Below are 22,187 nucleotides of genomic sequence, written 5' to 3'. Positions count from 1 at the left end.
GTCTATTGCGCACCCGGCGGAAAAGGTTAGCATCTGCATCAGACCGTCGGCCCCACATCCCATGCTTGAAGCACTCCCACCCCATTTCGAGTACCTCGGCAGCGCGCAGGACTATGCCGCCGACATCCATGAAATTTTTACCAGCGCGCCGCTGTTCGAGCCGCTGGATCTGGCCGAAACCACGCTGCTATGCAACTTCATGGCGGTGTATTCGGCGCACAAGAACACGACGCTGCTGCGCCAGGATGAATCGCCTTCATACATGATCATCCTGCTCACCGGCTCGGCCAAGGCGCTGCGCGACAACGCCGACGGCAAGCGCACCTGGCTGCACGGTCTGGAACCGGGCGGCACCTTTGGCGAACTGGCCATGCTGGACAACGCGCCGCTGCGCGCCTCGTGTGTCTGCAACGAGCCGGTGGATTTCGTGGTGCTGTCGCGCGATGCGTTCCGCGACGTGCTGCTCACGCTGCCGCGGCTGGGCAACAAGCTTTTGATGCTGTTCCTGCGCGCGGCATCCCAGCGCCTGCAGCTGACGGAAGCCTGGCTGCCCGAATCGGGCTGATACCGGTCCGGCCCACACCACGCCAGGGCGCCTGCTCTACCCTCGACGGCCCATCCATTCTCAAGCCTTGAGATGCTGCGCAAAGGTTTTGCGCAATTTCTGCACCTTGGGGCTGATGACATAGGCGCAATAGCCTTGCTGCGGATGGCTGCTGTAGTAGCGCTGGTGGTAGCCCTCCGCCGGCCAGAACTGCGCCAGCGGCTCGATCTCCGTCACGATGGGCGCGCCAAAGCCGCCTTCGGCGGCCAACTCCTGCACCAGTGCCCGCGCCAGCTCACCCTGCGCCGGGTCGCCGTAATACACGCCGCTGCGATATTGGGTGCCAACATCGTTGCCCTGGCGATTGAGCTGGGTCGGGTCGTGCGTGGCAAAAAAGATTTCCAGCACCTGGCGCAGGCTGATCTGCGCCGGATCGAACTGCAGCTGGATCACCTCGGCGCAGCCGGTGGTGCCGCTGCACACCTCCTCGTAGCTGGGCGCATGCCGCACCTGGCCGTTGGCGTAGCCACTCGTCAGCCGGGTGACGCCGCGCACCTCTTCAAACACCGCCTCGGTGCACCAGAAGCACCCGCCTGCGAGGGTGATGGTTTCCTGCGTATTCATCGCTGCCTCCTGAAAGCCTTGCAAACCGCCACGGATAACCCGGGCGCGGCGGCTGTCATTCCCTAAAATAGCAGGTTTGCCACGTCTGTGTGGCCTGCTTTCGGAGTACCTGCATGAACCTGCCGCTCAATACGCTGGCCGATACCAGCGACCGCCTGGAACAGGCGCGCTACAACATGATCGAGCAACAGGTGCGCCCCTGGAATCTCTTCGACGAGCGCGTGCTGGACCTGATGCAAACGCTGCGCCGCGAGGATTTCGTTCCCGCGCACTACCGCGACATGGCGTTCAGCGACATGGAAATCCCGCTGCACGACGATCCGATCGAAGCGCTGCGCCTGGGTCAGATCATGCTGGCACCGCGCGTGGAGGCGCGCATGGCGCAGGATTTGAAGGTCAAGGACACCGACCGGGTGCTGGAGATCGGCGCCGGCTCGGGTTTCATGGCCGCGCTGCTGGCCGGGCTGGCCGCGGAAGTCACCACGCTGGAAATCGAGCCGCGCCTGGCGGACATGGCGCACGCCAACCTCACCCGCGCCGGCGTGCGCAATTTCCAGGTGCTGGAAGCCGACGGCGCGCGCGAGATGGTGGGCGGTCCGTTTGACGTGATCGTGCTCAGCGGCTCGGTGGCGCAGATTCCGCAGGGGCTCTCGGGCCTGCTGGCGCCCGGCGGGCGCCTGGGCGCCATCGTGGGCAGCACGCCGATGATGCGTGCCACTTTTGTAGAGCGCAGCGACGGCGGATTCACTTCGGCCGAGCTCTGGGACGTAGTGACGGCGCGGCTGCGCAACTTTCCCGAGCCATCGCGCTTCAGCTTCTGACCGGACCGGCAGATTCATGATCGCGCAGATCCGCCCCGCCGATCTCGCCGGCTGGCTGCGGCAGCACGCCAGCGCACGCCCTGTGGTGCTGGATGTGCGTGAGCCCTGGGAAATCAGAACGGCCAGCGTGGCGCCCGAGGATTTCGAGCTCGTCACCATCCCCATGGGCGTGCTGCTGGCCCGCCTGGGCGAACTGGACAAAACCCGCCCCATCGCCTGCCTGTGCCACCTGGGCGGGCGCAGCATGCAGGTGGCGATGTACCTGGAGCATCAGGGCTTCACGCAGGTGGCCAACATCGCCGGCGGTATCCACGCGTGGTCGCTGGAGCTGGATGCCGGTGTGCCGATGTATTGATCGCGCTGCTGTCCGGGGCAGACCAAACCACGCCATCAACGGCCAGTACCCACAACGTCCCCTCGTGCACCGGGTAGGCCCGCCCCCAGGCCAGACAAAAGAAAAAGGGAACGGGTTGAACACGTTCCCTCTGTACCCGCCTTCAGCCTTGCAACGGCTTAACCGATTGGCATTGCGTTGATGCGGGCGTCATGGAGCTCAACGAGTGCACCGCCTGAACAGTGCGCGCCTTTTATCGATCGAGGTCAGCGCTTTTCACGGAATTTGCGCAAAGCGGCGAGTTGCGCCGCCATGATTGCCAGCTCCGATTGAGCACGTGCAAGATCAATCTCGCTCTTGGCATGCGACAACGCCTCCTGCGCTTGCTTGCGGGCGGCTTCTGCCTTCTCTTCGTCGAGATCGCGGCCACGAATTGCCGTATCGGACAACACCGTGACGCGGTCTGGCTGCACCTCCAAAATTCCGCCTGCGACGAAGACGAATTCTTCTTCGCCACTGGCGAGTTCGATGCGCACCGATCCCGGCTTGATGCGGGTTATCAACGGCGTGTGCTTGGGCAAGATGCCCAGTTCACCTGATTCCCCAGGCAATGCAACGAATTTTGCCTCGCCTGAAAAAATGGATTCCTCGGCACTGACCACATCGACATGGATCGTATTCATGGGGACTCCTAGGTTGGATGTTTGGCTGTGGGCTATCTCCGCGTGATCAAGACCGGGGTTGCGCCCGGCCAAGTCTCAACGCACCGCAGCCCAAGCGCCCACATCAGGCGGCCAGTTTCTTGGCTTTCTCGAAAGCCTCGTCAATCGTGCCAACCATGTAGAAGGCCTGCTCGGGCAAATGATCGCACTCGCCCGCCACGATCATCTTGAAGCCACGGATGGTTTCCGCCAGCGACACGTACTTGCCGGGCGAGCCGGTAAACACTTCGGCCACGTGGAAGGGTTGCGACAGGAAACGCTGGATCTTGCGGGCGCGTGCCACGACCAGTTTATCTTCCGGTGCCAATTCATCCATACCCAGAATGGCAATGATGTCACGCAGCTCCTTGTAGCGCTGCAAGGTGCCCTGAACGTCGCGCGCGACCTTGTAGTGCTCTTCACCCACTACGTGCGGGTCAAGCTGGCGGCTGGTGGAATCCAGCGGGTCGACGGCGGGGTAGATGCCCAGCGCGGCAATGTCGCGCGAGAGCACCACGGTCGAATCCAGGTGGGCGAAGGTAGTGGCAGGCGAGGGGTCGGTCAGGTCGTCTGCCGGCACGTACACGGCCTGGATCGAGGTGATCGAGCCTACCTTGGTGGAGGTGATGCGCTCCTGGAGTTTGCCCATTTCCTCGGCCAGCGTTGGCTGGTAGCCCACGGCGGACGGCATGCGGCCCAGCAGGGCGGACACTTCGGTGCCGGCCAGGGTGTAGCGGTAGATGTTATCCACGAAGAACAGCACGTCGCGGCCCTCATCGCGGAAGGATTCGGCGATCGTCAGGCCGGTGAGCGCCACGCGCAGACGGTTGCCCGGGGGCTCGTTCATCTGGCCGTAGACCATGGCCACCTTGGATTCGGACAGGTTCTCCTGCACGACCACCTTGGAGTCGGACATCTCGTGGTAGAAGTCGTTGCCCTCGCGGGTACGCTCGCCCACGCCGGCGAACACGGACAGGCCCGAGTGCGCCTTGGCGATGTTGTTGATGAGCTCCATCATGTTCACGGTCTTGCCCACACCGGCGCCGCCGAACAGACCCACCTTGCCGCCCTTGGCGAACGGGCACACGAGGTCGATCACCTTGATGCCGGTTTCCAGCAGCTCCTGCGACGGCGACAGCTCGTCGTAGGCCGGGGGCGCACGGTGAATGGACGCCTTGAGCGTCTGGTCCACCGGACCGCGTTCGTCGATCGGGTTGCCCAGCACGTCCATGATGCGGCCCAGCGTCGCCTTGCCCACGGGCACGGTGATCGGGGCTGCGGTGTTGGTCACCATCAGGCCGCGCTTCAAACCGTCGGATGAACCGAGGGCGATGGTGCGGACGATGCCGTCACCGAGCTGCTGCTGCACTTCCAGCGTCAACGCCGAGCCTTCGAGCTTGAGCGCGTCGTAGACCTTGGGCATCTGGTTGCGCGGAAATTCCACGTCCACCACGGCACCGATGCACTGAACAATCTTGCCCTGAACGCCAGCGTTCACTTGGGTATTCTCTTGAGCCATTTTTTTGCTCCAAAAATAGGTAAAACGGGGTCAGACGGCCGCCGCACCAGCGACGATTTCCGAAAGCTCTTTGGTGATGGCCGCCTGGCGCGTCTTGTTGTAGACCAACTTGAGCTCACCGATGATGTTGCCGGCGTTGTCCGTCGCGGCCTTCATGGCCACCATCCGCGCCGATTGCTCGCTGGCCATGTTTTCCGCCACCGCCTGATAGATCAGCGATTCGACATAGCGGACCAGCAAATCATCAATCACGCTCTGCGCATCCGGCTCGTACAGATAATCCCAACCAGGCCCGCTTTTGTGTTTGCGCATTTCCTCGGACGACAGCGGCAGCAGCTGCTCCACTACCGGCTCCTGTCTCATGGTATTGATGAATTTGGTGTAGCTCAAGTACACCGCGCTCACCTTTCCCTCGGAGTAGGCGTCAAGCAGAACCTTGACCGGTCCGATCAGCTTTTCAAGATGCGGGGTATCGCCAAGCGCAGTTGCCTGAGACACCACCTTGGCGCCAACACGATTGAGGAATCCCAACCCTTTGGTGCCAATGGCCACTGCTTGCACGTCCTTGCCCGCGCCCTGAAGATCGCGCAGCTTGTTGGTGACGATCCGCAGAACGTTGGTGTTGAGGCCTCCACAGAGCCCCTTGTCGGTCGTCACCACGATGATGCCGGCGGCCTTGGCATCGTTCAATTTCATGAACGGATGCACGTACTCCGGATTGGCATCACCCAAATGCGCAGCGATGGATCGCACTTTCTCGGCATACGGCCGGGCCGCGCGCATGCGGTCCTGTGCCTTGCGCATCTTGGAAACGGAGACCATTTCCATGGCCTTGGTGATCTTCTTCGTATTCTCGAAGCTCTTGATCTGTCCGCGTATTTCCTTGCCTGTTGCCATGTCGGGTTCCTCCTGCGCTCAGGCGAAGGATTTCTTGAACGCGGTGATGGCTTGCGTCAGTTCGGCTTCGTCCTTGCCTTCCTTGTCAAAGGCCCGGTTCTTCTCCAGGCGATCCAGCAGGTCGCCATGGCTGGATTTGAGGAATTGGTGCAGACCGGATTCAAAGGACAAGACCTTCTTGACATCCACGTCATCCAGGAAGCCCTTGTTCACCGCGAACAGCGTGGCACCCATCAGGCTGATGGGCAGCGGGTTGTATTGCGCCTGCTTGAGCAGTTCCGTCACGCGGGCGCCGCGGTCGAGCTGCTTGCGGGTGGCCTCGTCCAGGTCAGACGCGAACTGCGCGAAGGCCGCCAGCTCTCGGTACTGCGCGAGGTCGGTACGGATACCGCCGGACAGGCCTTTGATGATCTTGGTCTGCGCCGACGAACCCACGCGCGACACCGAGATGCCGGCGTTGATGGCGGGGCGGATACCGGCGTTGAACAGGCTGGTTTCCAGGAAGATCTGGCCGTCGGTGATCGAGATCACGTTGGTCGGCACGAAGGCGGACACGTCACCGGCCTGGGTCTCGATGATGGGCAGCGCGGTAAGCGAGCCCGTCTGGCCCTTGACTTCGCCCTTGGTGAAGGCCTCGACGTAGTCGGCGTTGACGCGCGCGGCGCGCTCCAGCAGGCGGCTGTGCAGATAGAACACGTCGCCGGGGTAGGCTTCGCGGCCCGGCGGGCGGCGCAGCAGCAGCGACACCTGGCGGTAGGCCACGGCCTGCTTGGACAGGTCGTCATAAATGATGAGTGCGTCCTGGCCGCGATCGCGGAAATACTCGCCCATGGTGCAGCCGGAGTAGGCCGAGACGTACTGCATGGCGGCGGACTCGGAAGCCGAGGCCGCGACGACGATGGTGTAGTCCATCGCACCGGCCTGCTCCAGCGAGCGCACGACGTTCTTGATCGACGAGGCCTTCTGGCCGATCGCGACGTAGATGCAGGTGACGCCCTGGCCCTTCTGGTTGATGACGGTATCGATGGCCACGGCCGTCTTGCCGGTCTGGCGGTCGCCGATGATCAGCTCGCGCTGGCCACGGCCGATGGGCACCATGGAGTCGATGGATTTCAGGCCGGTCTGCAGCGGCTGGTCCACTGACTGGCGTGCAATCACGCCCGGGGCGACCTTCTCGATGACGTCGGTCATCTTGGCGTTGATCGGGCCCTTGCCGTCGATAGGCTGGCCCAGGGAATTCACCACGCGGCCGATGAGCTCGGGGCCCACCGGCACTTCCAGAATGCGGCCCGTGCATTTGACGGTGTCGCCTTCGGAAATATGCTCGTAGGCACCCAGAATCACGGCACCGACCGAGTCGCGCTCAAGGTTCAGCGCCAGTCCGTAGCTCGGTTGACCTTGGGCGTCCGCCGGGAACTCCAGCATTTCGCCCTGCATCACGTCTGAAAGACCGTGAATACGCACAATGCCGTCGGTGACCGAGACGACCGTGCCCTGGTTGCGGATATCGCTGCTGGCAGCCAGCCCTTCGATACGGCTCTTGATGAGCTCGGAAATTTCTGCGGGATTGAGTTGCATGGCTCTTTCCTTCCTTCGTTAAAGTTGCTGCGCTCGGGCCATTCAGGCCGTAAGCGCAACCTTCATTTGTTCCAGACGGGCCTTGACGGAAGTGTCCAGCACCTCGTCGCCGACCACCACGCGCACGCCCCCGATCAGGGATGGATCCACCTGCACCGACAAGTTGAGCTTGCGCTCAAAGCGCTTTTCCAGCACCAAGCCCAGATCGGCGAGAGCCGCCGCGTCGATGGGGAAAGCGCTGACCACCACGGCGTCCGACGAACCCTTGGTTTCGTTGACCAGGGCTCGGAATTGCTCGGCGATTTCGGGCAGAACCCGCAGCCGGCCGTTGTCGATCACCGTCCGCAGGAAGTTGTTGGCCATCGGGGGCAACGCACCACGTGCCACCGCAGTGACCACGCCGAACACCTGTTCGGACGTGACCTTGGGACTCTCGGCAACGTCGCGCAACTGCGGATCGGCCGCAATGGCGGCGAGTTGATCCACCCATCCGGTGGCGGCGCCCAGATCCGCGCCCTCGGCGGTGCACGCCTTGAAAAGCGCTTCCGCATAAGGCCTGGCAATAGTGGCAAGCTCAGCCATGGCGTGTTCCTTACAGCTCGGTCTTCAAACGGCCCAGCAACTCCGCATGGACGGCCGGGTTGACCTCCCTGCGCAGAATCTGCTCAGCGCCCTTGACCGCGAGCTGCGCCACCTGCTCACGCAGCGCTTCGCGCGCCTGCACGCTCTGCTGCTGCGCTTCGGCCTGGGCGGCGGCAACAATTTTGTTGCCCTCCGCGCTGGCACGGCTCTTGGCTTCTTCGATGATGGCGCGGGCCTGGCGCTCGGCGTCGGCCAGGCGCTGCGTGCTTTCGTTGCGCGTTTCGGCCAGCTGCTGCTCGACGCGCTGGTTGGCGGCGGCCAGCTCGGTCTTGGCCTTGTCGGCGGCCGCGAGACCGTCAGCAACCTTCTGCGCGCGTTCATCCAACGCATTCGCAATCGGCGGCCACACAAACTTCATCGTGAATGCCACGAGCAGCAAAAACACGATGATCTGAACGATGAGGGTAGCGGTGATGCTCACGATGGTTCCTTGAATGGCGGCGACCCGTTCAGGGCCGCGAAACTAGGCCGCAGGTCTGGCGCATCCCAACGAGGCACCACCTGCTCCAACCCAGTCAGGAACTTACTTGGCGATCTGCGCGATTTGACCCAGGAACGGATTGGCCGTGGCAAACCACAGCGCGATACCCACGCCGATGATGAAGGCCGCGTCGATCAGGCCGACCAAGAGGAACATCTTGGTCTGCAGCTCGCCCATCAGTTCGGGCTGGCGCGCAGCGGATTCGAGGAACTTGCTGCCCATCAGACCAATGCCGATACAGGCACCGACGGCACCCAGGCCAATGATCAGGCCGGCGGCCAGGGCAACAAAGCTGATAACTTCCATGATGACTCCTAAAGGAACAAAGGTTGGTTGAAAAAAGAGAAGGGAAACGAAAAGTCCAGCGCCACGTCGTGCGCGCAATCAGATCAATGGTGATCGTGGGCCTGACCGATGTACACCAGCGCCAGCATCATGAAGATGAAGGCCTGCAGGATGATGATCAGAATGTGGAAGATGGCCCAGGCCAGCCCGGCGATGATGTGCCCCACGAACAGGCCGATGCCGGTCCCCGTCAGCGCAAACGCACCGCCCATCAGTGCGATCAGCATGAAGATCAGTTCGCCCGCGTACATGTTTCCAAACAGTCGCAGGCCGTGCGAGAGCGTCTTGGAGGCAAATTCAATGATCTGCATCGCGAAATTCACAATGCCTAGCAGCACCGCCATGACCGGATTCTTGCTAGTCCCGAAAGGCGCGGTCACCAGTTCGTGCGCCCAACCGCCCAGGCCCTTGATCTTGACGTTGTAATACAGGCAGATCAGCAGCACCGCCACCGACAGCCCCATGGCGCCGGAAACGTCCGCGGTGGGCAGCACGCGCAGGTAGGCATGTGCGGGATCGCCACCGAAGGCCCCCACCACCTTGGCCCAGAGGGTGGGCAGCAAATCAACGGGGAGCAGGTCCATGGTGTTCATCAAGGTGACCCAGACGAAGATGGACAGACCCAAGGGAGCAACGAACTTGCGGCTTTCGGCATTCTTGATGATGCCCTTGGCTTCGTTGTCGACGAACTCCACCAGCATTTCCACGGCCGCCTGAAACCGACCGGGGACGCCTGAACTGGCCTTGCGCGCCGCCGCCCAGAGAATCCAGAAGGTGAGCGCCGCCAGCAACACCGAAAAAATCACCGTGTCGATGTGGATCACCGACATGTCAAACACCGCGGTGGACGCCTTGTTCTGCCAGAAATGCAGATGGTGAATGACGTATTCGCCAGCCGTGGGACCATGCTCCACAGCAGATGTCACAGCGCTCTCAGCAGCCATCGGTATATTCTCTCCGCGTCGTTCTGCATTTGCCAGGCCCCACCCAGAACAGGCCGACCCAGTACATCTTGATTGTCAGCGCCAGACCCACCAGCAACGCCGGCCAGATCGGCACACCCAAAAATTTCGGGGCTGCCACAAGCAACCCCACAGTCAATACCAGCTTGACCACCTCCCACACCAGCAGCCCAGCCAAAGCCGCGCCAGGCGGAAAGCCCGACCGCGCCCAGCGAACAGAACCCCATGCAGCCAACGCCGCCGGAAGCACACCCGCCAAGGCCCCATATGCCACAGACCACGCCACATCGGCTCGTTGCGTGACCAGCCACGCCAACATGGCGACCAGAACGCCCGTAAGCGCCTCCCAAGCCAACGCCCGCACGATGGGGAGCTGTGGATGGCGACTGCGCCAGTCGCGCGCCTCATTGCCAGTCAAGCGGTGAAAAGGCTCTTCCTCCCACTCGATAGAAGGCACTGAGGCTGTACTTGCAAACGGGCGCCCAGCCACCACCTTATCCTTCGTATCCAACGACACGGCAGTGCCACCCACACTCAGTCACAAAACTTTGCGATTATACGTAAAAACCCGGGGGTACTGAAAATCTCGCATATCGGCTTGCATTTTTCTCCGCTTTCGTCTGCTCCCCCGAACCCGGCGCGCTGTTATCCTACATCGCATGAACAGCACGGAGCCCCCCCTTCCCATCATTGGCCGCAACGCCAGTGAACCGCAAGAGAGCCTGATCGAATACCCCAGCGCGTTCCCCATCAAGGTCATGGGCAGGCAGCATGATGGCTTTGTCGGTGCCGTCACGCAGTTGGCACGCCAATTTGATCCCACCTTTGACGCGTCCACCGTGGAATTGCGTCCGAGCAGCAAGGGCAACTACCTGGGTGTCACCATCACTGTGACCGCAACCAGCCGCGAACAGCTGGACGCACTGTACCGCGCATTGACGGCCCATCCCCTGGTGAAGGTGGTTTTGTAGTGCCTCTGCACACCTGTACGCTCGGACGCACCGACTACGAGGCCACACAACGGGCAATGCAGGCGTTCACGCTGGCACGCGATGAGACAACGGACGATCAGCTCTGGTTATGCGAGCATGAGGCGGTTTATACGCAAGGCGTTGCGGGAAATTCGTCTCACATCCTTGATACCCACGGCATTCCCGTTGTGCAAACGAACCGCGGAGGCCAGGTCACCTACCACGGCCCTGGCCAGGCGGTGGCTTATCCGCTGATGGATCTGCGACGCCGAGGCCGGGGCTATGGTGTCAAGGAATACGTTCATCAGCTTGAGGAGGCAGTGATCCGCACCTTGGCTGAGTACGGCATCACCGGCCACCGCGTTGCGGGAGCGCCGGGCATTTACGTGCGCCTGAGCGACCCAGCCGGCCACGCCATGCTGCCGCAGCGCCCGCAGTACCGCGCCGCCAGCAACGCCGCTCCCGTTCCGGATTTCACCGATGTCGGCAAAATCGCCGCGCTGGGCATCAAGGTCAGCCGCCACTGCACATACCACGGGATAGCGCTCAACGTGACCATGGACCTGACCCCTTTTGCAAACATACATCCCTGCGGTTACGCAGGTCTTGCTACCCTGGATCTTTCGAGCGTTGGCGTGCGCACTACGTGGCAGGACGCTGCCGGTCGCCTCGCAAGCCATCTGCGGGCATTGCTTGCAGGCTGAGTTCCGGAATTCAGATTGAACCCAACGCCAGCACCTGTGCATATTGCGCCAGTCGCTATCAATCAAGTAGTACTGGGCGACCTCGCATTCCAGATGGACCTGGGCGTCTGCGATCGCACCACTTGCTCCGCCCACGCTTTCAAATCCGCCGCATCACTCCGCAGAATTTGCTGCTTGACGCGCGGGATGGATGTCGGCTGCATCGAAAAACGATGCAAACCCATTCCGAGCAGCAAGCGAGTGAGGGACGCATCACCGGCCATTTCGCCGCAGAGGCTCACTTCCTTGCCGCATCGCTCGCCAGCAGCCAGCACCATCGCGATCAATCTCAGCACGGCCGGGTGCAGCGGGTCATACAGATGGGCCACGGTTTCATCGCTGCGGTCAATGGCCAGGGTGTACTGAATCAGGTCGTTCGTCCCGATGGAGAGAAAATCAAACTGCTGCAGGAAGTCTTCAGCCAGCAATGCGGCGGCGGGCACTTCAACCATCGCACCCAGCCGCACCGCGCCTGCAGGCATGCCTCGAGCCGCCAATTCGTCACGCGCCAGCTCTACCTGAGTCGAAGCCCGGCGGGCCTCATCCAAATTCGCCACCATGGGAAAGAGGACACCCACCGGCCCAAACACAGCCGCCCGCAGCAAGGCTCGCAACTGGGTGCGGAACATGGGCAAATCCGAGAGACTCCAGCGTATGGCCCTGAGCCCCAGCGCAGGATTGGCTCCAGCACGTGCTCCATCCAATGGCTTGTCTGCGCCCACGTCTATCGTACGGATGGTCACCGGCAGGCCTTTCATTCCCTCCACTACGGAACGGTAGGCGGCATATTGTTCTTCCTCGCCAGGCAAGTCACTGCCGCGCCCCATGAAAAGAAACTCCGTTCGGAAGAGCCCGACACCCACGGCGCCTGAACGCAGGGCCATCGGCACGTCCTGGGGGCTCTCGATGTTCGCCAGCAATTGCACCGCCTGACCATCGCTCGTGCATGCGGGCACGGCAGCCAGATACTCCAGTTCTTCGTCATGCCGCGCCAACTCCAATTGCCGCCTCCGATACTGCGCCCGAACCTCGGCCGGCGGATCGACGAGTACCACCCCCGCATCGCCATCCAGGATGAGCCACGCATCAGGCTGAACCAGCTCGCTTGCGCCGCGGGCCGCCACCACGGCCGGGATGCCCATGCTGCGAGCCACGATGGCCGTATGACTGGTCGCCGCGCCAACGTCGGTCACGAATCCCGCGAACGCGCCCTCCCGGTAACGCAACATGTCCGCCGGAGACAGGTCGTGCGCCACGAGAATGCGCGGATCAGCATCGTGCGATGCAGGGGGCGCAACCGGCGCAAGAGGCAATCCACCCAGATGGTGCAGCAAGCGCTCAACAACCTGGTTCAGATCACCCTTGCGCTCGCGCAGATAGGCGTCCGACATGGCGTCGAACTGGCGTGCAAACAAATCCATCTGCGTCGTCAACGCCCATTCGGCGTTGTAATGATGCTCCGTGATCCATACCGCAACCGCATCTTGCAGCGCCTCATCCTGAAGCAGCTGCAGGTGAACGTCAATCATGGCAGCAAGCTCGGCTGGAGCGTCGCGCGGCACGGTGACCAGCAGCCCTTGCAATTCTCGCGCCAATGCGTCGCGCGCCTGGCCCAGGCGCCTCAATTCCTCTGGCACTTGGTCATCAGAAATCTGGCGGCGCGGTACACCCGAACTTCTGCTTTGCACCACAACGGCCCGCCCTTGCGCAATACCTTGCGCGACTGCCAGACCGTGGAGGTGTAATGTCATGGCAGGAGGGCTACGGTGCTGCTGAACGCCGCACGCCACGGACGCCGCAGCGTCCAGATATCGCAGAGAGCCACCATGTCACTCACCCTCTCCAAATTTGTCGGCAATCAATACAAGCAGCGCCTGCATGGCCGCCTCTTCCTGGCTCCCATCGGTTTCGATTTCGACTTCCGTGCCCATGCCTGCCGCCAGCATCATCACGCCCATGATGCTCTTCGCATTGACACGGCGCTCACCGCGGCGCATCCACACCTGGCAATCGAATCCACTTGCAAGCTTGGTCAATTTTGCAGAGGCCCGCGCGTGCAGGCCAAGGCGGTTCACGATGGTAGCAGTGGCCTTGGGCATCGCTATCACCGCTCTCGGCACTCCAGCATCGCCCGAAGTTCCATCACTCCCTGCTGGCCTCCAATTTTTGCTCTCTCTACCAGGCTGTCGAGGGGTTCTTCAAGGTAATTGATCGCACGCAGCACCATCGGAAGATTGACTCCAGCGAGAAGCCGGACATGATCGTTGCCGGTGAGGCTCTGAGCCACATTGCAAGGTGTTGCACCGACAACATCAGACAGCACGAGGATCTGCTCCGCAGCAGCTTGCGCCAGCAGGGCGTGCGCCGCCTCGCACATGCGTTGAGGTTGCGCATCCGGAGCTATATCCAGCGCCAAGACGGCTGTATCGCACTCGGGAAACACATGCAGCGCGCAAGCGCGCAGGGCACTCGCCAGTGGCGCGTGGGCTATCAGCAGCAGACAAGTTTTCATCAACTCTCGCGGGTGAACACCAGATTATCGCTGCTGTCACAAACACAGGTACGGCATCGTACCGACACAAGGCAAAGTCCCGGCATTTCAACTTAGGGCAGAAGCCTGAGACTGCCAAGCATCGTATCGGCAGCTTCGGAATCCACTGGTGAACCAAACACCAAGGCGTGGTACACCCGGATACGGGCAGCATCTCCTTGCCGGACAAACCAGACGGCCTGCGCGTGAACGGGCTGCCCGTCAGTTCCCATGCCTTGCAAGGAAAGGCGAACCGACAAGGGGATGTCCCGCGCATGCGCAGGCACGAAACGCGTACTCGAGGTCGTAACTTGGGTGCCTACACTCGCGCGCACCGACTCTTGCCATTGCATGAGAACTGGAGCTACCTGGCGCTCATCCATCAGATCCATGTACGAGACAGCGAAGAGAAATGCACCGGCCTTGCACCCAGTGACCACCAGAACCACATCCTTCCCTGCCCAATCAACCGGCCGCTTGACGGTCTCGGGCTTGCACGGCAACAACACCTCCAGCATCGAATCGGCTGGCGTCACAGTTCGCCAGTTCAAGCCCGGACTGCAACCCAGCAAACCACAAAGCGCCAGCCCCGCCAGCAACCTCTTCCCTGTTGAGAATGCATCCGAAAGAATTGCCCTGCGCTGTCGCAACATCATTGGCATGATTGCAGACTCCTCGCCTCATCAGGCCTCGTTACACTCGCACCCACAACGTACGGCTTTTCAATCACCCCTTGCATGGATCGCCCCGCCATCGCGTTACTCAATGCCACGCACCCCGACCAGTTCAACACGGTGCGTGAACTTTTCAGCGAATACGCGCTTTCTCTCAACGTGGACTTGGCGTTGCAGGGCCTTCAACAGGAATTGCTGCAACTGCCTGGCGACTACAGAGCGCCCCGGGGGTGCCTGCTGCTTGCAAAGGTGGAGGGCGAAACGGCGGGTTGCTGTGCCTTGCGCCCGCTGGATGATTGCGACTACCCCAATGCAGCGGAAATGAAACGCTTGTACGTACGCAAAGCGTTTCGCGGATTCGGGCTGGGCAAGGCACTCGCTGAAACCATTCTTGAGCATGCGCGGCGCTTGAGCTACAGCGCCGTGCTTCTGGATACGCTGGACGACATGGAAGCAGCGCGAGCACTCTACAACGAGCTTGGTTTCACCGAAATCCCGCCGTATTACCACAGTCCCTACGCCGGCGCACATTACCTAAAGGTTGATATCCGCTGAGGCGATTTCTCGCCTCCGCAATAGGGCGCATCAGCGTTGGATCCGGGCCAGCAGCGTGCTCGCGTCGCTGACTTCAAACTTGCCTGGCCCCTCGACATTCAGTTGCTCGACTTTCCCGTCTTTTACCAGCATTGAGTAACGTTCCGAGCGCAGCCCGAGACCTTTGCCGTTCAGATCAAGGGTCAGACCGGCAGCCTTCGCAAATGCCGCGTCGCCATCGGCGAGCATGCGCACCTTCCCATTGGTACGCTGGTCACGTCCCCAGGCGCCCATGACGAAAGCATCATTAACGGACAGGCACCAGATCTCGTCGACCCCCGCCGCGCGCAGTGCATCCGCCTGCTGCACATAACCCGGCAGATGCTGATTGGAGCAGGTTGGCGTGAATGCGCCAGGCACGGCAAAGAGTGCAATCGTCTTGCCTGCTGCAGCCTGCCGGACGTCCACCGGATTAGGTCCAATACTGCAGCCATTGCCTGCCTCCTCAACATACTCCGCCAGCACAACCGCCGGCAATTGGTCCCCAATTTTGATCATTCGAATCTCCTGTGCGCATCCGCGAGCCACCCCCATGGCAACCCAACAAGACACAAAAAAATGGCCCACTCATTGTGGGCCATTTCTCACATTGGCGCAGGCGCCAGCACGGTAGCTGTCACACCAGCACAGCCTTTTGCACCAGGCGTGTGACAATCCAGTTTTTTGTCTTGGAAAGCGGGCGGCTCTCTTCGATCTCTACTGTGTCGCCCAACTTGAATTCGCCGTTCTCGTCGTGCGCATGGAATTTGCTGGAACGGATCACGATCTTGTCATAGATCGGATGTTTCACGCTGCGCTCCACCAGCACCGTCACTGTTTTCGCGCGTTTATCACTGACCACCTTGCCAATCAAGGTGCGCTTGAGGGATGTCTTTGCTTCCGTCATGTTCGCTCCTGATTACTTGGCGGCTTGCTTTTCAGCAAGAATGGTTTTGACACGGGCAATATCGCGGCGGGTGCTTTTAAGCGTACCCGTGTTGCCCAGTTGTTGCGTAGCCTTTTGCATGCGCAGACCAAAGTGGGCCTTCTGCAGGCTCTTGACCTCTTCTTTGAGCGCAGCTTCGTCCTTCTGGCGCAAATCAGCAGCTTTCGTCATTTCGATTCTCCTGCGTTACGCGCCAATGTGGCGAGCGACAAATGCCGTACGCAGCGGCAACTTGGCTGCGGCCAGACGGAAGGCCTCGCGCGCCAGTTCTTCCGGCACACCGACAATCTCGAACACCATTTTGCCGGGCTGAATTTCAGCCACGTAGTATTCGGGATTGCCCTTGCCGTTACCCATACGCACTTCAGCGGGCTTGGTGGAGATCGGCTTGTCGGGGAACACACGAATCCAGATTCGGCCACCGCGCTTCACGTGGCGTGAAATCGCACGGCGGGCGGCTTCAATCTGACGGGCCGTCAAACGACCACGGTCAGTACACTTGAGGCCGAAGTCGCCGAAGGACACAGCATTGCCACGCGTGGCAACACCCGTATTGCGTCCCTTTTGCTCCTTGCGGTATTTGCGGCGAGCAGGTTGCAGCATATTTATTCTCCTTTGCCGTCCGCCGCTGCGGCAGCGGGCGCGTCTTTGCGAACGCGCTTAACGGGGGTTTCAGCGCCGGATGCGCCTTCGGGTTTGTCGCTACCGTCTACCGGGGCTGTATTGGTGCCGCCAGTGCGACGCGGCCCCCGGCTGTCGCGGCGGCCATCACCACGGCCATCGCGGCGCGGACCACGCGGGCGGCGTTCGTCTTCACGCGGCGTTTCGGCCACGGGAAGATCATTGCGCCCCAGGGTGTCACCTTTGTAAACCCAGACCTTGACGCCAATGGCGCCATAGGTGGTATGGGCTTCGGAAGTGCCGTAATCGATATCGGCGCGCAAGGTGTGCAGCGGCACACGGCCTTCGCGATACCACTCGGTGCGAGCGATTTCGATGCCGTTCAAACGACCCGACGACATGATCTTGATGCCCTGGGCACCCAGCCGCATCGCGTTCTGCATCGCGCGCTTCATCGCACGGCGGAACTGGATACGCTTCTCCAACTGCTGCGTGATGGAATCGGCGATCAGCTTGGCATCGATTTCCGGCTTGCGCACTTCCTCGATGTTCACGGCAACGGGCACGCCCAACAGGTTCGCAAGTTCCTTCTTCAGGTTCTCGATGTCTTCGCCCTTCTTCCCGATCACAACGCCGGGACGGCCCGAATAAATCGTGATGCGGGCGTTCTTGGCGGGGCGCTCGATCAGCACGCGCGAAACGGCCGCGTTTTTGAGTTTGGCGCGCAGGAATTCGCGCACCTTGATGTCTTCGGCAAGCTTGCCCGCGAAATCGCGGTTACTGGCGTACCAGCGGCTGGCCCAGTTGCGGCTGACCGCCAGGCGGAAGCCGGTAGGATGAATTTTCTGTCCCATGGTGTTCCTCTCGCCTTCAGTTGCCCACAGTCACGAAGATGTGACATGTCGGTTTGCTGATGCGGTTGCCGCGGCCCTTGGCGCGCGCCGTGAAGCGCTTGAGCGTCGTGCCCTGCTCGACGTAGATGGTCTTGACCTTCAGTTCGTCAATATCGGCGCCATCGTTGTGCTCGGCATTGGCGATGGCCGATTCCAGCACTTTCTTGACGATGCCGGCGGCCTTCTTCTGGGTGAACATCAGGATGTTGAGAGCCTGGTCCACCTTCTTGCCGCGGATGAGATCTGCGACCAGGCGACCCTTGTCCACGGACAAGCGGACGCCCCGCAGGACTGCACGTGTTTCAGACATGGTCGTTCCTTACTTTTTCTGGACTTTTTTGTCCGCCGGATGACCCTTGAACGTACGCGTCAAGGCGAACTCACCCAGTTTGTGGCCCACCATCTGGTCGGTGATATAGACCGGCACATGTTGCTTGCCGTTGTGCACGGCAATCGTGAGGCCGATGAACTCGGGCAGCACCATCGAGCGGCGCGACCAGGTTTTGACAGGCTTTTTGTCCTTGGTAGCCACCGCCTTCTCGGCCTTGGCCAGCAGGTGATGGTCAACGAACGGACCCTTTTTGATAGAGCGAGACATTGGCTACCCCTTACTTCTTGCGACGCGACACGATCATGGTCTGTGTGCGCTTGTTGTTGCGGGTGCGATAGCCCTTGGTCAGATTGCCCCACGGATCGACCGGGTGGCGGCCTTCGCCGGTCTTGCCTTCACCGCCACCCTGCGGGTGGTCGATCGGGTTCATGGCCACGCCGCGCACGGTTGGGCGAATACCCATCCAGCGCTTGACGCCGGCCTTGCCCAGCTGGCGCAGGCTGTGCTCCTCATTGGCCACTTCACCAATGGTGGCGCGGCACTCCACGTGGATCTTGCGAACCTCACCCGAGCGCATGCGCACCTGGGCGTAGACACCTTCACGCGCCAACAGCGTGGCCGAAGTCCCGGCGGAGCGCGCGATCTGCGCGCCTTTGCCAGGCTTGAGCTCGATGCAATGGATGGTCGAACCCACCGGGATATTGCGGATCGGAAGCGTATTGCCCACGCGGATCGGCGATTCGGAACCGCTCACCACCGTGGCGCCGACTTCGATGTTGCGCGGCGCAATGATGTAGCGGCGTTCGCCATCGGCGTAACACACCAGCGCGATATGCGCGGAACGGTTCGGGTCGTACTCGATGCGTTCCACCTTGGCTGGAATACCGTCCTTGCTGCGCACGAAATCCACCACGCGGTAATGGTGCTTGTGACCACCGCCCTTGTGGCGAATCGTGATGCAGCCGCGGTTATTGCGGCCGGCCTTCTGGAACTTCGGTTCCAGCAGTGGCGCATAGCCATCACCTTTGTGCAGATGATCGCGCGAAATCTTGACCGCACCACGTTGGCCCGGCGTATTCGGTTTGATTTTGATGACAGCCATGATTACGCCGCCTCCCCGGACAGGTTAAGGTCCTGACCTTCCTTGAGCTGCACATAGGCCTTGCGCACGTTGTCGCGCCGACCTGTCGTTTTGCCAAAGCGCTTGACCTTGCCCTTGATGTTGACGACCGAGACACCAGTCACTTCGACCTTGAACAGCAACTCCACTGCCGCCTTGATTTCCGGCTTGGTAGCGCCCTGCAACACCTTGAAAGTCACGACATTGGACTTCTCGGACACCATCGTGGCCTTCTCGGACACCACCGGTGCCACGAGCACCTGCATTAGACGGCCTTCATCGAATTGGGTCGTACTCATGCGAACATCTCCTTGAGCTGATCGATGGCACCCTTGGTGACAAGCACCTTCTTGTAGTGCACCAACGAGACCGGGTCGGCGTAGCGCGGCTCGACGACAAACACGTTCTTCAGATTGCGCGAGGCGAGGTAGAGATTCTCATCGACCTCTTCCGCGATCACCATCACCGAATCCAGATTCATGGCCTTGAAACGCCCGGCCAGCACCTTGGTCTTGGGCGATTCAACCTTGAGAGAGTCCACTATCGCCAGGCGGCCCTCGCGCGCCAGTTGCGAAAAAATGGACGCCATGCCGGCGCGGTACATCTTTTTGTTGATCTTCTGCGTGAAATTTTCTTCAGGCAGATTCGGGAAAATGCGACCACCCCCACGCCACAGCGGGGACGATGTCATACCAGCACGCGCGTTGCCCGTACCCTTTTGCTTGAACGGCTTCTTGGTCGAGTGACGCACCTGCTCGCGGTCTTTCTGCGCGCGGGTGCCTTGTCGGCCATTGGCACGGTAGGCGACCACAATCTGATGGATCAGATCTTCGTTGTACTGACGATCAAACACTGTCTCGGGCACATCCACCTTGGACGCGGCCTGACCTTGATCATTGAGGAGTTCGAGCTGCATCAGTTCGCTCCCTTGGAAACTGGCGCCTTGACGGCGGGACGCACCGTGACAAAGCCCCCTTTGGAGCCCGGAACGGCGCCCTTGATGAGCAGCAACTGGCGTGCCTCATCGATGCGGACCAGGTCGAGATTCTGCGTGGTGACGGTCTCATCGCCCATGTGCCCGGTCATCTTCTTGCCCGGAAACACGCGGCCAGGATCCTGCGCCATGGAGATCGAACCCGGCACGTTGTGCGAACGGCTGTTGCCGTGCGACGCACGCTGCGAGCTGAAATTGTGGCGCTTGATGGTGCCGGCGTAGCCCTTGCCGATCGAAGTGCCCTGCACGTCGACCTTCTGACCAACCGCAAATACATCGCCAACCGGCACCGAACTGCCGGCGGCATATTTGCCAGCAGCATCTTGTGTCACACGGAATTCACGGATGACCTGACCAGCCTGTACACCCGCCTTGGCAAGGTGCCCAGCCAGCGGCTTGGTGACACGCGACGCCTTGCGCGTACCGTATGTGACCTGCAGGGCCACATAGCCATCGCCATCCTGGGTCTTGACCTGGGTGACGCGGTTGCCAGACACGTCGAGCACCGTGACAGGAATGGATTCCCCGTCATCGGTGAACACGCGCATCATGCCCACCTTGCGGCCCAGCAACCCCAGAGAGTTACTCAGACTCATATTATTTCTCCAAGACTTCCACCGCCCCGACTTCAATTGGCCAAGACGTTGCCCCATACCATCCTCGGGCGGACGACATGGGTGCGTGAAAGAAGGTTATTCAAGCTTCACACGTCCGAAATTTCGGTTTCGCGCGAAGCCTTTGATTCTATATCAACAACTCACAGCAAGCAAGTTGCACTGTGTGCTGCGGTAACGTGCGTCCCGCACACACAGTGCAATCACTGTAGCTTGATCTCCACATCGACACCTGCCGGCAGATCCAGCTTCATCAGTGCGTCCACGGTCTTGTCCGTGGGATCGACGATGTCCATCAGGCGCTGATGGGTGCGAATCTCCAACTGGTCTCGACTCGCCTTGTTGACGTGGGGCGAACGCAGGATGTCAAAACGCTTCATGCGCGTCGGCAGGGGCACCGGGCCTTTGACAATGGCGCCGGTACGCTTGGCGGTGTCAACGATCTCGGCAGCCGACTGATCGATCAGCTTGTAGTCAAACGCCTTCAGGCGGATACGGATTTTTTGCTTGGACATTAGGTATTCCTTGGTGAGCAGGATTACTCAATGACCTTGGCCACGACGCCGGCGCCGACGGTGCGGCCTCCCTCGCGGATGGCAAAGCGCAACCCCTCTTCCATGGCGATGGGGTGGATCAGCTTGACGGTCATGGAAACGTTGTCGCCAGGCATCACCATTTCCTTGTCCTTGGGCAGCTCGATGGCGCCGGTGACGTCGGTGGTGCGGAAGTAGAACTGCGGGCGGTAGTTGTTGAAGAACGGCGTGTGACGGCCGCCTTCGTCCTTGGAGAGCACGTAGACTTCGCACGAGAAATGCGTGTGCGGGGTGATCGAGCCGGGCTTGGAAACCACCTGGCCGCGCTCGACGTCTTCACGCTTGGTGCCGCGCAGCAGGATGCCGACGTTGTCGCCTGCCTGGCCCTGGTCCAGGAGCTTCCTGAACATCTCCACGCCGGTGACGGTGGTCTTCTGGGTGTCGCGGATACCGACGATTTCAACTTCTTCGCCGACCTTGACGATACCGCGCTCCACGCGGCCCGTGATCACGGTACCGCGGCCGGAGATGGAGAACACGTCTTCCACGGGCATCAGGAAGGCACCGTCAATGGCGCGCTCTGGCGTGGGGATGTAGGTGTCCAGCGCCTCGGCCAGCTTCATGATGGCTTGCTCACCGAGTTCGCCCGCATCGCCTTCGAGCGCCAGCTTGGCCGAGCCCTTGATGATGGGGGTGTCGTCGCCGGGGAAGTCGTACTTGGACAGGAGTTCGCGCACTTCCATTTCAACGAGTTCGAGCAGTTCGGCGTCGTCAACCATGTCGCACTTGTTGAGGAACACGATGATGTAGGGCACGCCGACCTGGCGGGCCAGCAGGATGTGCTCACGGGTCTGGGGCATGGGGCCATCGGCAGCCGATACAACCAGGATGGCGCCGTCCATCTGGGCGGCGCCGGTGATCATGTTCTTGACGTAGTCGGCGTGGCCGGGGCAGTCCACGTGGGCGTAGTGGCGGTTGGCGGTCTCGTACTCGACGTGCGAGGTGTTGATGGTGATGCCGCGGGCCTTTTCTTCAGGGGCGTTGTCGATCTGGTCGTAGCTCTTGGCTTCGCCACCGAATTTCTTGCCCAGCACCGTGGCGATAGCCGCCGTCAGCGTGGTCTTGCCATGGTCCACGTGGCCTATCGTGCCCACGTTCACGTGGGGCTTGGTACGCTCGAATTTTCCTTTTGCCAT

General features: G+C 61.1%; 33 protein-coding genes. 6 read left to right on the top strand and 27 right to left on the bottom strand.

Annotated features, from left to right (window positions below; translation table 11 throughout):
- Positions 1 to 61 precede the first annotated feature (61 nt).
- The gene (locus tag K320_RS19185; RefSeq protein ID WP_024540064.1) at positions 62 to 565 is read left to right on the top strand and encodes a Crp/Fnr family transcriptional regulator; all 504 of its coding nucleotides are present in this window, start codon (positions 62 to 64) and stop codon (positions 563 to 565) included.
- Between the two features lie 60 nt (positions 566 to 625).
- Here K320_RS19185 and msrA read toward each other — a convergent pair whose 3' ends face one another.
- Positions 626 to 1,168: a peptide-methionine (S)-S-oxide reductase MsrA gene (msrA, locus tag K320_RS0117335; protein WP_024540063.1), complete on the bottom strand. Its 543-nt coding sequence runs from the start codon at positions 1,166 to 1,168 to the stop codon at positions 626 to 628.
- 113 nt (positions 1,169 to 1,281) lie between these two features.
- On the opposite strand from msrA, the gene K320_RS0117330 reads away from it, so the two are divergent.
- Both K320_RS0117330 and K320_RS0117325 read left to right on the top strand, forming a co-directional pair.
- The gene (locus K320_RS0117330) at positions 1,282 to 1,989 is read left to right on the top strand and encodes a protein-L-isoaspartate O-methyltransferase family protein (RefSeq protein WP_024540062.1); all 708 of its coding nucleotides are present in this window, start codon (positions 1,282 to 1,284) and stop codon (positions 1,987 to 1,989) included.
- A gap of 16 nt (positions 1,990 to 2,005) precedes the next feature.
- On the top strand, positions 2,006 to 2,344 hold the full coding sequence (locus tag K320_RS0117325; RefSeq protein WP_024540061.1) for a rhodanese-like domain-containing protein: 339 nt from the start codon (positions 2,006 to 2,008) through the stop codon (positions 2,342 to 2,344).
- Between the two features lie 245 nt (positions 2,345 to 2,589).
- Here K320_RS0117325 and K320_RS0117320 read toward each other — a convergent pair whose 3' ends face one another.
- The 9 genes from K320_RS0117320 to K320_RS0117280 all read right to left on the bottom strand — a co-directional run bounded on the left by K320_RS0117320 (position 2,590) and on the right by K320_RS0117280 (position 9,965).
- Positions 2,590 to 3,006, bottom strand: coding sequence for a F0F1 ATP synthase subunit epsilon (locus K320_RS0117320; protein ID WP_024540060.1), 417 nt, complete (start codon positions 3,004 to 3,006; stop codon positions 2,590 to 2,592).
- Between the two features lie 103 nt (positions 3,007 to 3,109).
- Positions 3,110 to 4,543, bottom strand: a complete 1,434-nt coding sequence (gene atpD, locus K320_RS0117315; RefSeq protein ID WP_024540059.1) for a F0F1 ATP synthase subunit beta — start codon at positions 4,541 to 4,543, stop codon at positions 3,110 to 3,112.
- Positions 4,544 to 4,573: 30 nt separating this feature from the next.
- Positions 4,574 to 5,440 carry a F0F1 ATP synthase subunit gamma gene (atpG, locus tag K320_RS0117310; RefSeq protein ID WP_024540058.1) on the bottom strand — a complete coding sequence of 289 codons (867 nt, stop codon included), beginning with the start codon at positions 5,438 to 5,440 and terminating at the stop codon, positions 4,574 to 4,576.
- Positions 5,441 to 5,458: 18 nt separating this feature from the next.
- Complete coding sequence (gene atpA, locus K320_RS0117305; RefSeq protein ID WP_024540057.1) at positions 5,459 to 7,018, bottom strand: F0F1 ATP synthase subunit alpha; 1,560 nt, start codon at positions 7,016 to 7,018, stop codon at positions 5,459 to 5,461.
- Between the two features lie 42 nt (positions 7,019 to 7,060).
- Positions 7,061 to 7,600: a F0F1 ATP synthase subunit delta gene (locus tag K320_RS0117300; protein WP_024540056.1), complete on the bottom strand. Its 540-nt coding sequence runs from the start codon at positions 7,598 to 7,600 to the stop codon at positions 7,061 to 7,063.
- A gap of 10 nt (positions 7,601 to 7,610) precedes the next feature.
- Entirely contained in the window at positions 7,611 to 8,081 is a 471-nt protein-coding gene (locus K320_RS0117295) for a F0F1 ATP synthase subunit B (RefSeq protein ID WP_024540055.1), read from the bottom strand.
- 102 nt (positions 8,082 to 8,183) lie between these two features.
- Positions 8,184 to 8,447, bottom strand: a complete 264-nt coding sequence (gene atpE, locus K320_RS0117290; RefSeq protein ID WP_024540054.1) for a F0F1 ATP synthase subunit C — start codon at positions 8,445 to 8,447, stop codon at positions 8,184 to 8,186.
- Positions 8,448 to 8,530: 83 nt separating this feature from the next.
- The gene (gene atpB / locus K320_RS0117285) at positions 8,531 to 9,430 is read right to left on the bottom strand and encodes a F0F1 ATP synthase subunit A (protein ID WP_024540053.1); all 900 of its coding nucleotides are present in this window, start codon (positions 9,428 to 9,430) and stop codon (positions 8,531 to 8,533) included.
- Positions 9,420 to 9,965 carry an ATP synthase subunit I gene (locus K320_RS0117280; protein ID WP_342667240.1) on the bottom strand — a complete coding sequence of 182 codons (546 nt, stop codon included), beginning with the start codon at positions 9,963 to 9,965 and terminating at the stop codon, positions 9,420 to 9,422. Before K320_RS0117280 ends, atpB begins: the two co-directional genes overlap by 11 nt.
- A gap of 142 nt (positions 9,966 to 10,107) precedes the next feature.
- Between K320_RS0117280 and K320_RS0117275 the strand changes: the two genes are divergently transcribed.
- Both K320_RS0117275 and lipB read left to right on the top strand, forming a co-directional pair.
- On the top strand, positions 10,108 to 10,419 hold the full coding sequence (locus K320_RS0117275) for a YbeD family protein (RefSeq protein WP_024540051.1): 312 nt from the start codon (positions 10,108 to 10,110) through the stop codon (positions 10,417 to 10,419).
- A gap of 56 nt (positions 10,420 to 10,475) precedes the next feature.
- Positions 10,476 to 11,123, top strand: coding sequence for a lipoyl(octanoyl) transferase LipB (lipB, locus tag K320_RS0117270; RefSeq protein WP_245593917.1), 648 nt, complete (start codon positions 10,476 to 10,478; stop codon positions 11,121 to 11,123).
- A gap of 62 nt (positions 11,124 to 11,185) precedes the next feature.
- Here the strand turns inward: lipB and ptsP are convergent, their stop codons facing one another.
- The 4 genes from ptsP to K320_RS0117250 all read right to left on the bottom strand — a co-directional run bounded on the left by ptsP (position 11,186) and on the right by K320_RS0117250 (position 14,354).
- Positions 11,186 to 12,913, bottom strand: a complete 1,728-nt coding sequence (gene ptsP / locus K320_RS0117265) for a phosphoenolpyruvate--protein phosphotransferase (RefSeq protein WP_024540049.1) — start codon at positions 12,911 to 12,913, stop codon at positions 11,186 to 11,188.
- Between the two features lie 78 nt (positions 12,914 to 12,991).
- Positions 12,992 to 13,261: an HPr family phosphocarrier protein gene (locus tag K320_RS0117260; protein ID WP_024540048.1), complete on the bottom strand. Its 270-nt coding sequence runs from the start codon at positions 13,259 to 13,261 to the stop codon at positions 12,992 to 12,994.
- A 5-nt stretch (positions 13,262 to 13,266) separates the two neighbouring features.
- The gene (locus K320_RS0117255; RefSeq protein WP_024540047.1) at positions 13,267 to 13,674 is read right to left on the bottom strand and encodes a PTS sugar transporter subunit IIA; all 408 of its coding nucleotides are present in this window, start codon (positions 13,672 to 13,674) and stop codon (positions 13,267 to 13,269) included.
- Between the two features lie 92 nt (positions 13,675 to 13,766).
- On the bottom strand, positions 13,767 to 14,354 hold the full coding sequence (locus K320_RS0117250) for a hypothetical protein (protein ID WP_156914056.1): 588 nt from the start codon (positions 14,352 to 14,354) through the stop codon (positions 13,767 to 13,769).
- Positions 14,355 to 14,429: 75 nt separating this feature from the next.
- Between K320_RS0117250 and K320_RS0117245 the strand changes: the two genes are divergently transcribed.
- Positions 14,430 to 14,921, top strand: a complete 492-nt coding sequence (locus tag K320_RS0117245; RefSeq protein WP_024540045.1) for a GNAT family N-acetyltransferase — start codon at positions 14,430 to 14,432, stop codon at positions 14,919 to 14,921.
- Positions 14,922 to 14,951: 30 nt separating this feature from the next.
- On the opposite strand, the gene K320_RS0117240 is transcribed toward K320_RS0117245, so the two are convergent.
- From K320_RS0117240 to tuf, 13 genes are all read right to left on the bottom strand, one after another.
- Positions 14,952 to 15,458, bottom strand: a complete 507-nt coding sequence (locus K320_RS0117240) for a peroxiredoxin (RefSeq protein ID WP_024540044.1) — start codon at positions 15,456 to 15,458, stop codon at positions 14,952 to 14,954.
- A gap of 118 nt (positions 15,459 to 15,576) precedes the next feature.
- A complete protein-coding gene (gene rpsQ, locus K320_RS0117235) occupies positions 15,577 to 15,846 on the bottom strand; it encodes a 30S ribosomal protein S17 (protein WP_024540043.1) in 270 nt (89 codons plus the stop codon).
- A gap of 12 nt (positions 15,847 to 15,858) precedes the next feature.
- Positions 15,859 to 16,056 (bottom strand): 50S ribosomal protein L29, encoded by a 198-nt coding sequence (gene rpmC, locus K320_RS0117230; RefSeq protein WP_024540042.1) that lies wholly within the window; start codon positions 16,054 to 16,056, stop codon positions 15,859 to 15,861.
- Positions 16,057 to 16,071: 15 nt separating this feature from the next.
- Positions 16,072 to 16,488, bottom strand: coding sequence for a 50S ribosomal protein L16 (rplP, locus tag K320_RS0117225; protein ID WP_024540041.1), 417 nt, complete (start codon positions 16,486 to 16,488; stop codon positions 16,072 to 16,074).
- Positions 16,489 to 16,490: 2 nt separating this feature from the next.
- Positions 16,491 to 17,360, bottom strand: a complete 870-nt coding sequence (gene rpsC, locus K320_RS0117220; RefSeq protein WP_024540040.1) for a 30S ribosomal protein S3 — start codon at positions 17,358 to 17,360, stop codon at positions 16,491 to 16,493.
- 16 nt (positions 17,361 to 17,376) lie between these two features.
- Positions 17,377 to 17,709, bottom strand: a complete 333-nt coding sequence (gene rplV / locus K320_RS0117215) for a 50S ribosomal protein L22 (protein ID WP_024540039.1) — start codon at positions 17,707 to 17,709, stop codon at positions 17,377 to 17,379.
- 9 nt (positions 17,710 to 17,718) lie between these two features.
- A complete protein-coding gene (gene rpsS / locus K320_RS0117210; protein WP_024540038.1) occupies positions 17,719 to 17,997 on the bottom strand; it encodes a 30S ribosomal protein S19 in 279 nt (92 codons plus the stop codon).
- Between the two features lie 10 nt (positions 17,998 to 18,007).
- Positions 18,008 to 18,832 carry a 50S ribosomal protein L2 gene (rplB, locus tag K320_RS0117205; protein WP_024540037.1) on the bottom strand — a complete coding sequence of 275 codons (825 nt, stop codon included), beginning with the start codon at positions 18,830 to 18,832 and terminating at the stop codon, positions 18,008 to 18,010.
- A 2-nt stretch (positions 18,833 to 18,834) separates the two neighbouring features.
- Positions 18,835 to 19,149 (bottom strand): 50S ribosomal protein L23, encoded by a 315-nt coding sequence (gene rplW, locus K320_RS0117200; RefSeq protein ID WP_024540036.1) that lies wholly within the window; start codon positions 19,147 to 19,149, stop codon positions 18,835 to 18,837.
- On the bottom strand, positions 19,146 to 19,766 hold the full coding sequence (gene rplD, locus K320_RS0117195) for a 50S ribosomal protein L4 (protein WP_024540035.1): 621 nt from the start codon (positions 19,764 to 19,766) through the stop codon (positions 19,146 to 19,148). Before rplD ends, rplW begins: the two co-directional genes overlap by 4 nt.
- Entirely contained in the window at positions 19,766 to 20,440 is a 675-nt protein-coding gene (rplC, locus tag K320_RS0117190; protein ID WP_029696293.1) for a 50S ribosomal protein L3, read from the bottom strand. The genes rplD and rplC overlap by 1 nt, the downstream gene beginning before the upstream one ends.
- Positions 20,441 to 20,661: 221 nt before the next feature.
- Entirely contained in the window at positions 20,662 to 20,973 is a 312-nt protein-coding gene (rpsJ, locus tag K320_RS0117185) for a 30S ribosomal protein S10 (RefSeq protein ID WP_024540033.1), read from the bottom strand.
- A 23-nt stretch (positions 20,974 to 20,996) separates the two neighbouring features.
- Positions 20,997 to 22,187, bottom strand: coding sequence for an elongation factor Tu (tuf, locus tag K320_RS0117180; RefSeq protein ID WP_024538593.1), 1,191 nt, complete (start codon positions 22,185 to 22,187; stop codon positions 20,997 to 20,999).

It is taken from the genome of Comamonas badia DSM 17552 (assembly GCF_000484635.1).
In the GTDB taxonomy this organism is placed as follows: Bacteria; Pseudomonadota; Gammaproteobacteria; order Burkholderiales; family Burkholderiaceae_C; genus Comamonas_C; species Comamonas_C badia.
The sequence above is the reverse complement of the archived record's forward strand: the minus strand, read 5'-3'. Positions and strand labels throughout refer to the sequence as shown.